We start from the raw sequence: 13,595 nt of genomic DNA, 5'->3' as shown, positions 1-13,595 counted from the left end.
GACATTATGAGAAAATTACTTTTACTAGGTGCCGGCTATGGTAACATGAGAATTTTATTGCGTTTACTAAATAAAGATTTACCAGGCGATATTGAAATTACACTTGTCGACAGAACCTTATTTCATAGTTTGAAAACAGAATTTTATGCATTGGCAGCGGGAACTGTGTCGGATGCCGATGTGCGCGTCGCGATCCCTGTTCATGACCAATTGAAAGTGGTAGAAGGCGAGATTCAAGAAATCAAGCCAGAAGAAAAAGAAGTGTTGTTGGCAGACGGACAAGCACTTGCATACGACGAATTGGTCATCGGACTAGGTAGTGAAGATAATTACCACAACGTACCTGGAGCAGCTGAACATACGCTGAGTATCCAAACGATTGGGAAATCCCGCCGGACGTATCAGACGTTACTCGGACTAGGCGATGGCGCAACAGTGGGAATCGTAGGTGCGGGACTTAGCGGTATCGAATTAGCGAGTGAGTTACGTGAGAGTCGTCCGGATTTGAAGATTAAATTATTCGATCGGAGCCCGCGTATTTTACGTGACTTCCCTGAACGATTGAGTAACTTCGTAAAAGGTTGGTTTGATCAAAACGATGTAGAAGTCGTAGCGAATTCGAACATTACCAAGGTAGGCGAACATACTCTCTATAATCATGAAGATACAATCGATGTAGATGCAGTCGTTTGGACAGCTGGTATTAAGCCAGGCAAGGTTGTGGACGATTTAGTCATTCAGAAAGACCGTTCAGGCCGTATCGTACTCAATCAATACCACCAAGTTCCAAGTTACCGAAACATTTACGTTGTCGGGGACATCGCTGCGCTTCCACATGCACCAAGCGCTCAGTTGGCAGAAGTTCAAGGCGAGCAAATCGTTCAAGTATTACGCTCCACTTGGAAAGGTGAGCCGCTAATGCTTGAAATGCCGGAGCTGAAATTAAAAGGTTTCATGGGTTCGTTAGGGAAGAAGCAAGGATTTGCGTACTTAGCGGATCGTACCGTTACAGGAAGAATCGCCCGTTTAATGAAATCTGGCTTGCTATGGATGTACAAATGGCATAACGGGTAAATTCAACAATCTGCAAGTCACTTCCATGAAGTGGCTTTTTTTAGTTATGATATTGCCTATCGTTCATTGCATACAAAGAAGCGGTCAGTTCCACATAGAACGACCGCTTCAATGAATATATTGTTCTCAATTAATCCATCAATTTCTCAATTTATTCGGCTTGAAAACCTTGTGCTTCTAATGCGTTAAAAACAGGCTTTAGTTGAATATGGCCTTCTCCGATCATTTCATCATTAATCATGACGAGTGGATAAAAATACTCATCATCACGAATTTTTTCGACGATTTCTCGCTGTCGTGATTCGGTTAATTCTTGATCGATATCAATATACGTAATAGAAAACGGTTGTTCAGGGTACTTTCTCGATATTGCTGCTTGAAGCCATTCATACGTATCTTTGGAAGAAGGTGCATTTACACAACTGGCACAGATGACTTCTGCTCCATATACTTCAATTGTTACAGGGGATTGCGACATATTAATCAAACCTCCGATTCATTATTGGATTTTTTCTGCTGGGCAGTTTATAATAAGTATAAGGAAAGGAGAGTGTGTTTACAATGACAACAGATATTAAATTATATGAGCCGGTAAAAGAAGTGCTAGATAAATTGCGCCCATTCCTCTTGCGAGACGGAGGGGACTGCGAACTAGTGGATATTGACGAAGGAATAGTAAAGCTGCGCCTATTAGGAGCATGCGGTACTTGCCCTAGTTCAACGATTACATTAAAAGCTGGCATTGAACGTGCATTACTTGAGGAAGTACCAGGTGTAGTAGAAGTAGAACAAGTATTTTAATTTCACTAAATAAAAAAGCCGTGCAAATGAAGTATAACCTTCTTTGCACGGTTTTCCTTATTCAACTGGTTTTATGAGCGGTTTCCTCATCACGGATTTCTTGCCATCGATCTTTGGCCATTTTGATGATTGTAGGTTCGGTTGATCTGTTTTGCGCTTCAATTACACGTGAGAAGTTTCGTATGGCTTCTGCGCGATCATGAATGCGCCAAGATAATTCCGCAATGATATATTGCACACGGGTTTCAGACATTTGTGTTCCGATATAATCACCTTCAGAAAATGCCTTTATGTAGAGGTCACGAGATATTTCAAGATAACGCATTTCTTTCTGACGGTTTCCCTCATTACGATAAATCCAAGCGATACGTAACATGATTCCTGCTATCGTTAAATACTTTTCTTTTTTAAAATTGGCATTTAAATACGCTAATTTATAGGCTTCAATTGCTTGCTCTTTCGTCCGTACGCCACCAAATGAGCGGCTATGCCATTTAGCTGTGATGTTTTTAGCGATCATTTCTTTTGTGCCGGGCGCAAAGTAGGGAGCGGAATCATCAGTAAATGCAAAACCGCAATTCGGACATACGGCAACATTATAAAAAATAGGATTAACTTCCTTGTCCAAGTAAATAGGTCTAAAATCGCTATCATGATCAACTACTCGTACTTGGCGAGAACGAACTTTAGTAGTAGGGAAATGCTCTTTACACAGTAAGCACTGCATTTTTTTCTCGTAAAACGGGCTAATTTCCACTAGTATCATCCCTTTCTGTCCTAAGTCTTATTATACATTATAATAGACCTAGTGGGGGGCTATTTGTTTGCATTGTGATGAAAAAGATTGATATGATAAAAAGAAAACGTGGAAAGTGAGTGGTATTCATGACGAACACAGTAGAGATAACAGAAGCAGCGGCATTTCACGTAAAAAAAATGATGACACATAATGAAGAAGAAGGATCTTTCTTGCGCGTTTCCGTTAATGGCGGAGGTTGTAGCGGGTTGACATACGGTCTTGGTTTTGCCCAGGAAAAAGAAGAGGATGATATTTCGTATACTGCACATGGAATTCCTGTAGTTATTAAAGAAGAGGATGCAGCGATTCTTGTAGGGACAAAAGTGGATTATAAAGAATCTTTAATGGGTGGCGGCTTCACCATCGACAATCCGAATGCCATTGCAAATTGTGGTTGTGGTACTTCATTTAGAACAGCTAACAAAGCTGGCGCTCCGGCAGATTGCGAGTAAATGAAGAAGTGATTAGTCGAGCGGAATGTGAGGGAATTATAAGGACGCTACATTACTAGTCTAAATTGATTATTTGCACAATTATAATTCTGTTGAAATACGTTCGCAAAAGGTCTACTATAGGAAATGAAAGTAAGATTCTATTCATATCAAACTAAATGCCGGCACTGCAAAATAAGTAAGATTGATTTTACACGTACTCGGCGTTTAAGAAACTAAAAGGTGGTTCGATTTACGTGAAAAGACCAACAATCTTAGTATTGGGTGCAGGTTATGGCGGTTTGATGACTGTTGTGAATTTACAAAAGTCATTAGGTGCAGATGAAGCAGATATCGTTCTAATCAACAAAAATGACTATCACTATGAATCTACATGGTTGCATGAAGCGGCAGCTGGAACGTTAACTCCAGAACAAGTTCGCTACGATATATCCAGTGTAATCAATAGCAATAAAGTAAAGTTCATCGAAGCTGAAGTTACGGGCATCGATGTCGCAACGAAAAACGTAAAAACGAACCTCGGTTCTCACACATATGATTATTTAGTAATTGGTCTTGGTTTCGAAGGAGAAACTTTCGGAATCCCAGGTTTGGACAAGTACGCATTATCCATTGCCAATGTGAATGCAGCTCGTCACATTCGTGATCACATGGAATATCAATTCGCTACATGGTCTACTGAAGGAGTTAAAGATGATAGCCGTTTGACTATCATCGTAGGTGGGGCTGGATTCACAGGAATCGAGTACCTTGGTGAACTAGGAGACCGTGTACCAGAACTATGTAAAGAATATGATGTACCAGCCAAAAAAGTGCGCATTCTTTGTGTAGAAGCAGCGCCAATGGTCTTGCCTGGTTTCGATCCGGAACTGGTGGAATACGCGGTGCGTCAATTGGGTGCAAAAGGCATAGAATTCTCTATCGGCACGCCGGTTGTTGAAGCGACTCCTGAAGGCGTGAAGATTAAAAAAGGCGAAGATGAGTTTGAATTCATCAAAGCGGGTACAGTTGTATGGGCTGCTGGCGTTCGCGGTAACCACTTGATCGAAGAATCGGGTATAGAAAACATGCGAGCTCGTGTTAAAGTTGAAAAAGATATGCGTGCACCAGGATTCGATGATGTATTTATTGTAGGTGATTGTGCATTGATGATCAACGAAGCGATCAATCGTCCGTACCCACCAACTGCACAAATCGCTATGCAACAAGGCGAGATGATTGCTAACAATATTATTGCATTGATGAAAGGGAACCCAACGAAAGAATTCGTACCGGATTTAAAAGGTAGCGTTTGTTCTCTAGGTGATTCCGATGCGATTGGTGTCGTATTCGATAAAAAAGTAACAGGTGCGAAGGCGTCCTTCATGAAGAAAATGATCGATAACCGTGCTCTATTCATGATCGGCGGTCTTGGATTAACGATTAAAAAAGGTAAATTCAACGTATTATAATGAATATAGAAAAGCACTCGCCTTTGCGAGTGCTTTTTGTTTGCATGAAAATAGGCAATAAGTCAACTGTGGAAGTAGTTGAATTAGGGAAAATCGTCTGTCAGATTTTAAGAATTCATGACATCTGAAAAGAACGTTCTGTGTACACTGTCTCATTCTATTGAAAGCCGTCGCATCATCCTGTAAAATGTTGAAGTGATGAACTGGGGGTTAGCAAGCATGCAAACTATATCCATAGCACAAGTGATGCTATCAATCTTGATATTTATTGTCATGTTTTTCGGTATCGGTTTTTTAATAAATATGTTGTTACGTATGACGTGGCTTATGGCTATCATTTATCCGATTATTGTAATTTTTATTATTGATGATGTGCCGATGTATGAGTACATTACGAAGCCTAGTTTTGCTTTTAGTGAGCTGGGGGCGAATCTTATGTCGCTTCACGCCGTGGATATCGTGATTCTGGCGAGTGGTATGGTGGGAGCGATTATCGCAGGTTTTGTAATGAAAGCTTTACGCAAGATGGGTTATCAGATGTTTTGATGTTTTTCCATACGTGGATATGAAAAAACGGAGCTGGACAGGAAGTCGTGAATTACGACATCTTGTGACAGTTCCGTTTTTTGTTTTTTACTACTAAGTAAAAGATTGGTGAGGTGAGGGCACCGTTGATCGACGTTACAATATAACGGTATACGTAAAGATCGAGATGAGAATACCTGTTAGAGCTCCGAAAAATACTTCGTTTGGTTTGTGGCCGAGTAGGGTTTTCAGTTCTTGAATTTTTGCGTCATTGTCTTTCTTCGGCCAATCTTTCAAATCGTTGACGAATATTTGGAAGTCGGAGCGCATTTGGTTGATGATGACTGCTTGTTGTCCGGCTTGGTAGCGGATGCCAGTTGCGTCGAACATGACAATGACTGCGAATATAGCGGATATGGCGAATAATGGTGAATCTAGGCCCGCTTCGAATGCGATGGCAGTTGTGAGTGCAGTGACAGCCGCCGAGTGGGAACTCGGCATGCCACCTGTAGACGTCATGAGTCCGAAATCGAGTTTACGTGTCAATAAAAAATGAATAGGAATTTTTACAAATTGGGCAAAAAAGATGGCGAATAGCGCTACGAGGAGCGGTATGTTTTCAAAAATAGCCAAGAGGTTCCACTCCCTTACTGTCAGTAGTTTAGCAATTAGTATAACATAATCTGGATCTACTCGTTGTCTCCAATCCAGAATACTGCTCGTTGCTTGTGCTAATCTGACTAGTCTATACTAGTATGGGGAAAGCGTAAAGAAAAGGGGAGGAACCATTCATGATAAACGTAGAAACAGCATCCGCAATCGATCAGACAGAAGTAGAAGTACTTATTGTAGGAATACCAGATCATCCAGAGAACGTAGAAGGTTTCGATTTGTTCGTTGAATCTTTCCATCCTTTATTGCCAGACTGGATTAAATCACAGGACATTCAACAGAAGTGTAAGGCGATTACCAAAATGCCTGCGCTATCCAAGCAAAGTTACGACCGGGTGTACTTTGTGGGCATTGGCAATCAGAAGCGACTGACAGAACAGCTATTGCGTGAATTATTCGCTGACGTAGGTAAACAACTACACAAGGACCGTGTGCGCACTGTAGGCGTCTGGACAGCGCCGTTCTCTAATGAGGAAATAGATAGTGAGGACGTAGCGTTCCTGGCCTCTGAGGGTATTGGAATGGGCTCCTACACATATGAAGGGTTCAAGACGTCATCCAATGAAGTGGATGTCTCCTTAACTACTGTGACATTCATTACGACGGAAGATGAAGATCGTGTGACTACTGCAGGAGAAGTGGGCATGATCTCCGCACATGCAGTGAACGAAGCGAGGACGCTAGTCAATGTACCCCCTAATTTATTGACGCCAACCAAGATGGCGGAATACGCACAAGAATTGGCGGAAAGCTATGACTTAGAAATAGATATTCTGGGTAAAGCCGAAATGGAAGAGCTGGGCATGGGAGCCATTCTTGCGGTCAATCAAGGGTCAGTTGAAGAACCGAAACTCATTGTTCTTAAGTATCAAGCGACGGAACAGTGGGAAGATGTCATTGGTTTAGTCGGTAAAGGAATTACTTATGATACGGGCGGCTATTCGTTGAAGCCTAAGGACGGCATGGTTGGCATGAAAGGGGATATGGGTGGCGCAGCAGCTGTACTTGGCGCTATGGCGATCATAGGGGAATCACGACCGAAGAAAAATGTGATTGCGGTCATTGCTTCTTCCGATAACATGATCTCCGGTGAAGCGTTCAAGCCGGATGATGTGATCACATCCTTAAGCGGAAAGACAATTGAAGTGTTGAATACAGACGCGGAAGGTCGTTTAGTATTAGCTGATGCAGTGACGTATGCGAAGCAAGCGGGCGCTGAGTATTTGATTGACGTGGCCACGCTAACAGGCGGTGTCATTGTGGCGCTCGGTCATGATAAAACGGGTACACTGACCAACCATGACGCATTCTATAAAAAGTTTCAGGAAGCGGCGGATGAAACAGGGGAATTCATTTGGCAACTGCCCTTAACGGAGAGCGATCGTCAGCGAATTCGCAAAAGTGATGTCGCAGATGTAAATAACTCACCAGGACGAGATGGCCATATGATCTTCGGAGGCGGCTTCGTCAGAGAATTTGTTGGAGATACACCGTGGATTCATTTAGATATTGCGGGTACGTCTGATGCAGCGACTCCACATGCGCTCGGTCCGAAAGGTGCGACGGGCGTAATGGTGCGTACATTGGCGACCTTCGTGGAGCGCTTGGCTGCTGAAGCAGAACCACAAGAATAATTCCGTATAGGCGCTTTCCCCATTCCTTCTTTCCGGTTAGTCATAGGATATAGGGAAAGGGGGAGCTTGGATGACAAGACATAATTATAGAGGTGGATACGGTGGCGGTCGTCATCATGGTGGAGGGTATGGCGGTGGATTTGGTAGTTTCGGCGGATTCGGAGGTCCTTTTCTAGGTGGCTTAGTTGGCGGATTTTTAGGTAATGCTATTTCTCCAGGCTATGGTTACGGCTTCGGTGGAGGATATTATCCACCTTACTACAACAGCTATCCATACTATCCACAACCATATTATCCTTATTATCCATACTATTAAAAAACACGCCGTGATGACTATTCGTCATCCGGCGTGTTTTTATCTGATTCTATGCGTAGTTCTATTACAGCTTCTTTTAGATCATCTCCAACCGTTAATTCGGTAGGCTTTACACCCGACATATACGCAGCGCGAGTCATTAAGTGACCGCCAATCGGAGAAGTGATGAACAAGAAGACGATCCCAAGTAACAGCGCCACACTGAAATGGCCTTCATTCCACCAAAAGTGGAGAAATACGCCAAGCAGTAAACTCATAACGCCAAGCGTAGCGCTCTTCGAAGCAGCATGTGCGCGTGTATAGACATCTGGGAGCCGTAAGATTCCAATGACTGTGACGATCGTAAAAATGATCCCCACCGTAACGAGTAACACAATCATAATGTCAGCGATTAGGTCCACGTTCGATAATCTCTCCTCTCTCAATGAATTTGGAGAAGGACACTGTGCCAATAAACGACATAATGGCGATCAATAGAATCGCATCGATGAAGAAAGGTGTGTCGAACAAGATGGAAAACAGTGCGATCGCTGATATGAGCATGACACCGACTGCGTCAAGAGCTACTAAACGATCCGGCACAGAAGGACCTTTCCATACACGGTATAGTAATCCGAGCATAGACAGGATAACTAGCACGAGACAGACAGAATAAAATACATTCATCCTCGGCTCACCTCCATAATGGCTTTCTCGAATGTGTTTTTAATAGAATCGATTGCTTCATCGACATCGTCTACATCAATCGCGTGGATATACAAAGTACGCTGATCATCTGAAACATGAACGACGACCGTACCAGGCGTTAACGTAATTAAACTAGATAATAACGTGATTTCCCAATCTTTTTCAAGCTCAGTCGGCAAAGCGAAGAACATCGGTTGCATTGTCGATAAATCCGGCTTGATCACCAGTAGCAACACGGAAATATTCGACATGATCAGTTCTTTTAGAAAAATCGCTGTCAGTTTCACTGCAGACCAGATTCGCCAAATGTACAAGCGTCCACTGAAATAGCGGCGTGTCATGATGATCATCAATAGCCCGATAAGATATCCGATGATGAACGTAGAAGGTGTCAATGAACTTGACATGAACATCCAAACGACTGCAATAAAGAAATTTAATAGTATCTGAAAAGCCATTGACCTCTACTCCTTTAACACCGCATTTATATAGATGGATGGATCTGCCAGTACATTCGCTGCATCCGTCATATATGGCATAAGCCACTCCGTACCTACACCGTACGCTACCGAAATGAGTACCAACATAACAGCCGGGAACATCAATTGGCGATACGTGCGTGGCTCGCGAACAGGTAGCTCGTTCTTTTGACTACCCCAAAATGCATAAATGAAAATCCGAATGACAGACAGCAGTACTACTAGGCTTGAGGCCAAAATAATGATACTGCCGATCACGTGGTCAGCTTCAAATGCCCCTTTTGTGATCAGCACTTTCCCGATAAACCCACTCAACGGAGGGATGCCAGCCAGACCGAACGCAGCAATTAAATACATCCAACCAAGCGTTCCGTGCGTCTTAATTAAACCACCCATTTGCCGCAAGTTCGAAGTGCCGGTTACGTAGATGATGATACCGATCAGGACAAACAATGCGCCTTTGATCAACATATCATGAATTAAATAGTAAACCGCGCCCTCGAGTCCAGACGTGTTCATTTGAGCTACGCCGAACAAGATGACACCTACTGCAATGATGATATTGTAAATGATGATTTGTTTTACATCGAAATACGCAAGAGCGCCGATACAGCCTGCGATGATGGTTAGTAAGGATAGAACCATCAGAAACTGATGCGTAAATCCAATGTCGTGCACGAAAAACAACGTATAGGTACGCGTAATCGCATATACACCGACTTTAGTCAGTAAGGCACCGAATAATGCGAGAACGGGTATCGGTGGTGCAGCGTACGAATTGGGTAACCAGAAATACAAGGGAAAGATTGCCCCTTTAATGCCAAAGACGATCAAAAACAAAATCGCAATAACCGAAATAATTCCTGGTTGATTGATCTCTGCAATCTTCACTGAGATATCCGCCATATTCAATGTACCGACGATAGAGTACAAATACGCTACCGTAATGACAAAGATGGCAGATGAAATAACGTTTACCAATATGTATTTGATAGATTCACGAAGCTGCCGTTTCTCGCCGCCAAGCACAATAAGCAAATAGGATGCGATCAGTAGCACTTCGAAGAATACGAACATATTGAAAATATCGCCTGTTGTGAAAGCGCCATTGATTCCTGTAATCATGAACAGGATCGCAGGATAGTAGAAAAATCTCTCTCTTTCTACACCGATGGATGAAAAGCTATAGATGACGACAAAAAATGTAATGATAATTGTCGTCGTGACGAGCATGGCGGAGACCATGTCCGACACCATCGTAATTCCAAATGGTGCAGGCCAACTCCCGAGTGTCACGGTTTGGATTCCTTCTGTCTTCACTGTCGCGATAAGCCAAAAAGAAGCAACTAGACTGAGAGCCAATCCGATCAGTGTCAAAACTCTCTGGACGACCACCTGCTCTTTGAAAAACAATAAGATCATCGCGAAAAAGAAAGGAATAATGATCGGAAATAAAAGAAGATTAATCATGTTCATCATTCCCTCTCAATTCATTCATATTATCTGTTTGGTGTACAGCATACATACGATATGCCATGACAAGCATGACCGCCGTCACACCAAAACTGATGACGATCGCAGTTAAGATCAATGCTTGAGGCAAGGGATCTGCAAAATCAGTCACTCCGTCGATTAGGACGGGAGGCGCTGAACCTCCGAGTCCACCCATCGTAAGAATGAGTAAGTGCGCTCCATGACTGAGCAAACCAGTACCTAAAATCACTTTCAGTAAACTTCTCGATAAAATCAAATAGACGGCTGCCGTAAATAATATACCGATAAGAATCGCAAGAATAAACTCCATCAGTCATCGCCTCCAATCGATTGAATAATCGTGATGGCGGAACCGACGACAACTAAATACACGCCACTATCGAACAACATCGCTGTGTGAAGGGACGTGTGTCCGAACAGCGGTAAGTCAAAATCACTGAATGCATGCGTGAAGAGTGGCACATTAAAGAAAATCGAGCCCGCCGCTGTACCTAACGCAAGCAATAATCCGATCGCCGTCATGACCGTAAAGTTGAACGGTAGAATCTGTTGAATCGTCCGTAAATCGAATGCCAACAACAACAGGACAATCGCACCTGTCGTCAACAAGCCACCGACGAATCCTCCACCCGGAGCATAGTGCCCCGCGAAAAAGATGTGTATGGAGAACAAGAAGATGATGAAAAACACTACTTTAGCTGTGGTTTGTAAAATAACATCATTTGTTTTCATCAGTCGGCTCCTTTCTCGATACACGCAAACGAATCATACCAAGTACCGCGATCCCTGCAATAGCGAGTACCGCGATCTCAAATAATGTATCAAATCCACGGTAATCTACAAGAATGACGTTGACGATATTTCCGCCAGCTGCTTCTGTCTTGACCGTATCTTTATAGTATTGAGAAATTGAAGGAATCATTTTTTGTGAGTGGCTGGATAGGGCGACCAATGTCACCATTACGCCTACACTCAATGAAACAATCAAATTAACCATTTTATTGCGTTTCGTTTCCCCGTGCGTACTGAGTGCCGGCAAATGTTTGAATGCCAGTAAAAACAACGCAACGGATACTGTCTCGATGACAAGTTGTGTTAGTGCTAAGTCGGGCGCTTTGAAAATGACGAAGAATAACGCGACAGAATACCCGACACCGCCAAGCGCGATGATTGCAGCAAGACGTGACTTCGCAAACACCACAAATGCAACAGATAAAATCAACACGGTAGCATTCAGTGATCCATATAAAGTAATCGCTGCAAAACTGTTCATATCAAGAACGAATGCGTCTTTGAGGAACAACAGCGCGATGATCGTAACAGACATAAATGCGAACATATACAATAAGTAGGTCCGGATCTTGCCTGTCATATAAAGACGAGAAACCCGATTCAATCCTTTTTCACTTCCGCGCATCATCGCATCATAGCCGTTATTCAGCGATAGGCTGTCAGGCTGCATACGATAAAGCGGTTGCCATTTCGGAATGGTTAGATAGAGTAACGTACCGAATGCGACGACACCAATTGTCAGCCATAAACCAGCAGCCCCAAAACCATGCCATGCTTTGACATGAATATCGATAGCGGATGGATTCGCGTACAAAGTTGGTTGAATCGCCATAACGGCCGGTTTAATCATCCACTTTCCGATGACATTCGGAATGAAGAACACTAGAATGACGATGGATGCCAAAATCATAGGCGAAATTAACATACCAATCGGTGCTTCATGCGGCTGTTTTGGCAATTGATCAAATTTCTTCTGTCCCATAAATGTTTTTAAAACGAAATACATACTGTACGTAAACGTAAACACACTGGCAATCCAAGCGACGATTGGGAACAGTATCCCCCATGTATCGAAGTTGAATAATTCAAAGTGTCGAAGCGCTACCATAGACTCCAAGAACATCTCTTTACTCAAGAATCCACTGAATGGTGGCAAACCAGCCATAGATAATGAACCAATCGCGGCAACAGTAAAGCTGATCGGCATAACGCTCATTAATCCACCGAGCTTACGTATATCTCTGGTACCGGTTTCATGATCAATAATCCCGGCGATCATGAATAGCCCGCCTTTAAATGCGGCGTGGTTAATCAAGTGGAAGATTGCCGCATACGTCGCGAAGCCAAACACGGCTGCGGTCGCATGATACGAGATAGCTCCTGCTCCAAGTAATGACATGATTAAACCAAGTTGACTGACTGTTGAAAATGCTAAAATCGCTTTCAAATCCGTTTGCTTGACTGCGAAGAATGAACCCCAGAACAACGTCAGCAATCCAATTCCTGTAACGAGCCAAATCCAAGTGGACGCTGAGCCGAAAATCGGCGTAAATCGTGCGACCAAATAAATACCAGCCTTCACCATCGTCGCAGAGTGTAAATACGCACTAACTGGTGTGGGCGCTTCCATTGCATCCGGTAGCCAGATATAGAATGGAAATTGTGCGGACTTCGTAAAGGCACCGAGCAAGAGTAAAACTAATGCCAGAGTAAAGTACGGTTGACTCACGAGTTCAGGAGCTTCTGCAATCAATTCCCTAACAGAGAACGTATCTCCCATGATACTGAGTAAAATGAATGCCCCGAGCATCATTAATCCACCAAACACCGTAATCATCATCGATTTTAATGCGCCAAAACGTGACTTGTCCTTCGTGTACCAGAAGCCAATCAATAAGAAGGACGAAATGGACGTTAACTCCCAGAACAAATAGAGTGTCATCGTGTTGTCAGATTGCACGACTCCGAGCATAGCGGTCATGAAAATCAGTAAGTAGACATAAAAGCTACCGAGATCCTCTTTCTCCCTATCCATGTAAAACACGGAGTACAATACTACTAACGAGCCGATTCCGGTGATCAATAGCGTGAATAATAAACTAAGACCATCTATGTATGAAGTAAACGCAATTCCAAGTGAAGGAATCCATTTCAATTCAGAAATAGCATGACCACCATCCATGACTAACGGCAAAAAGCTAGCGTAATAGCCAAACAACACGAGAGGTACTACTAAAACAAACCAACCTGTATGTATCCCTTTAATTTTCTTATAAACAAAAGGAACGAGTATTGCGAAGATTACAGGTAAAAAAATCAATAACACGAATTCCAAGAGAATCCTCCTTCCAACCATGTTCTTCACTTATTCACATTCCCGAGGCGTAAGCGTGGGCGTATTTGTTAGTATAGCGTAAAA

The 13,595-nt window shown here is 43.0% G+C and carries 17 protein-coding genes; 7 read left to right on the top strand and 10 right to left on the bottom strand.

Features of this window, described 5'->3' with window-relative positions; all coding sequences use genetic code 11:
* The first annotated feature begins 6 nt into the window (after positions 1-6).
* On the top strand, positions 7-1,074 hold the full coding sequence (locus CSV75_RS12860) for an NAD(P)/FAD-dependent oxidoreductase (RefSeq protein ID WP_099676151.1): 1,068 nt from the start codon (positions 7-9) through the stop codon (positions 1,072-1,074).
* A 151-nt stretch (positions 1,075-1,225) separates the two neighbouring features.
* Here CSV75_RS12860 and CSV75_RS12855 read toward each other — a convergent pair whose 3' ends face one another.
* Positions 1,226-1,552, bottom strand: coding sequence for a YuzD family protein (locus tag CSV75_RS12855; RefSeq protein ID WP_099637055.1), 327 nt, complete (start codon positions 1,550-1,552; stop codon positions 1,226-1,228).
* Between the two features lie 83 nt (positions 1,553-1,635).
* On the opposite strand from CSV75_RS12855, the gene CSV75_RS12850 reads away from it, so the two are divergent.
* On the top strand, positions 1,636-1,875 hold the full coding sequence (locus CSV75_RS12850; protein WP_085131439.1) for a NifU family protein: 240 nt from the start codon (positions 1,636-1,638) through the stop codon (positions 1,873-1,875).
* A 61-nt stretch (positions 1,876-1,936) separates the two neighbouring features.
* On the opposite strand, the gene CSV75_RS12845 is transcribed toward CSV75_RS12850, so the two are convergent.
* Complete coding sequence (locus CSV75_RS12845) at positions 1,937-2,641, bottom strand: DUF2225 domain-containing protein (RefSeq protein ID WP_199171362.1); 705 nt, start codon at positions 2,639-2,641, stop codon at positions 1,937-1,939.
* 119 nt (positions 2,642-2,760) lie between these two features.
* Here CSV75_RS12845 and CSV75_RS12840 point away from each other — a divergent pair, with 119 nt between their 5' ends.
* The 3 genes from CSV75_RS12840 to CSV75_RS12830 all read left to right on the top strand — a co-directional run bounded on the left by CSV75_RS12840 (position 2,761) and on the right by CSV75_RS12830 (position 5,123).
* Complete coding sequence (locus CSV75_RS12840; protein ID WP_099630806.1) at positions 2,761-3,126, top strand: HesB/IscA family protein; 366 nt, start codon at positions 2,761-2,763, stop codon at positions 3,124-3,126.
* A gap of 236 nt (positions 3,127-3,362) precedes the next feature.
* Positions 3,363-4,577, top strand: coding sequence for an NAD(P)/FAD-dependent oxidoreductase (locus CSV75_RS12835; protein ID WP_099676149.1), 1,215 nt, complete (start codon positions 3,363-3,365; stop codon positions 4,575-4,577).
* A 219-nt stretch (positions 4,578-4,796) separates the two neighbouring features.
* The gene (locus CSV75_RS12830) at positions 4,797-5,123 is read left to right on the top strand and encodes a YuiB family protein (RefSeq protein ID WP_099630808.1); all 327 of its coding nucleotides are present in this window, start codon (positions 4,797-4,799) and stop codon (positions 5,121-5,123) included.
* A 135-nt stretch (positions 5,124-5,258) separates the two neighbouring features.
* Here the strand turns inward: CSV75_RS12830 and CSV75_RS12825 are convergent, their stop codons facing one another.
* A complete protein-coding gene (locus CSV75_RS12825; protein WP_099630809.1) occupies positions 5,259-5,735 on the bottom strand; it encodes a divergent PAP2 family protein in 477 nt (158 codons plus the stop codon).
* A gap of 158 nt (positions 5,736-5,893) precedes the next feature.
* On the opposite strand from CSV75_RS12825, the gene CSV75_RS12820 reads away from it, so the two are divergent.
* Both CSV75_RS12820 and CSV75_RS12815 read left to right on the top strand, forming a co-directional pair.
* A complete protein-coding gene (locus tag CSV75_RS12820) occupies positions 5,894-7,408 on the top strand; it encodes a leucyl aminopeptidase (protein WP_099676148.1) in 1,515 nt (504 codons plus the stop codon).
* Positions 7,409-7,478: 70 nt separating this feature from the next.
* Positions 7,479-7,724 (top strand): hypothetical protein, encoded by a 246-nt coding sequence (locus tag CSV75_RS12815; protein WP_099630811.1) that lies wholly within the window; start codon positions 7,479-7,481, stop codon positions 7,722-7,724.
* A gap of 17 nt (positions 7,725-7,741) precedes the next feature.
* Here the strand turns inward: CSV75_RS12815 and mnhG are convergent, their stop codons facing one another.
* From mnhG to CSV75_RS12780, 7 genes are read right to left on the bottom strand one after another with little or no spacing between them, the layout of a single operon-like run.
* On the bottom strand, positions 7,742-8,125 hold the full coding sequence (mnhG, locus tag CSV75_RS12810) for a monovalent cation/H(+) antiporter subunit G (protein ID WP_099630812.1): 384 nt from the start codon (positions 8,123-8,125) through the stop codon (positions 7,742-7,744).
* Positions 8,109-8,390, bottom strand: coding sequence for a Na(+)/H(+) antiporter subunit F1 (locus tag CSV75_RS12805; protein WP_099637059.1), 282 nt, complete (start codon positions 8,388-8,390; stop codon positions 8,109-8,111). Before CSV75_RS12805 ends, mnhG begins: the two co-directional genes overlap by 17 nt.
* Positions 8,387-8,869, bottom strand: coding sequence for a Na+/H+ antiporter subunit E (locus CSV75_RS12800; protein WP_099637060.1), 483 nt, complete (start codon positions 8,867-8,869; stop codon positions 8,387-8,389). Before CSV75_RS12800 ends, CSV75_RS12805 begins: the two co-directional genes overlap by 4 nt.
* Positions 8,870-8,875: 6 nt before the next feature.
* Positions 8,876-10,360 carry a Na+/H+ antiporter subunit D gene (locus CSV75_RS12795; protein WP_099676147.1) on the bottom strand — a complete coding sequence of 495 codons (1,485 nt, stop codon included), beginning with the start codon at positions 10,358-10,360 and terminating at the stop codon, positions 8,876-8,878.
* Positions 10,353-10,694 (bottom strand): Na(+)/H(+) antiporter subunit C, encoded by a 342-nt coding sequence (locus CSV75_RS12790; RefSeq protein WP_085131429.1) that lies wholly within the window; start codon positions 10,692-10,694, stop codon positions 10,353-10,355. Before CSV75_RS12790 ends, CSV75_RS12795 begins: the two co-directional genes overlap by 8 nt.
* On the bottom strand, positions 10,694-11,116 hold the full coding sequence (locus tag CSV75_RS12785; protein ID WP_099637062.1) for a Na(+)/H(+) antiporter subunit B: 423 nt from the start codon (positions 11,114-11,116) through the stop codon (positions 10,694-10,696). The genes CSV75_RS12790 and CSV75_RS12785 overlap by 1 nt, the downstream gene beginning before the upstream one ends.
* A complete protein-coding gene (locus CSV75_RS12780; RefSeq protein ID WP_199171368.1) occupies positions 11,103-13,532 on the bottom strand; it encodes a Na+/H+ antiporter subunit A in 2,430 nt (809 codons plus the stop codon). The genes CSV75_RS12785 and CSV75_RS12780 overlap by 14 nt, the downstream gene beginning before the upstream one ends.
* Between the last annotated feature and the right edge of the window lie 63 nt (positions 13,533-13,595).

Origin of the sequence: Sporosarcina sp. P18a (assembly GCF_002743135.1) — a bacterium.
Taxonomy (GTDB): Bacteria; Bacillota; Bacilli; order Bacillales_A; family Planococcaceae; genus Sporosarcina.
Note: the sequence above shows the minus strand (reverse complement) of the source record. Positions and strands in the feature narration are given on the sequence as shown.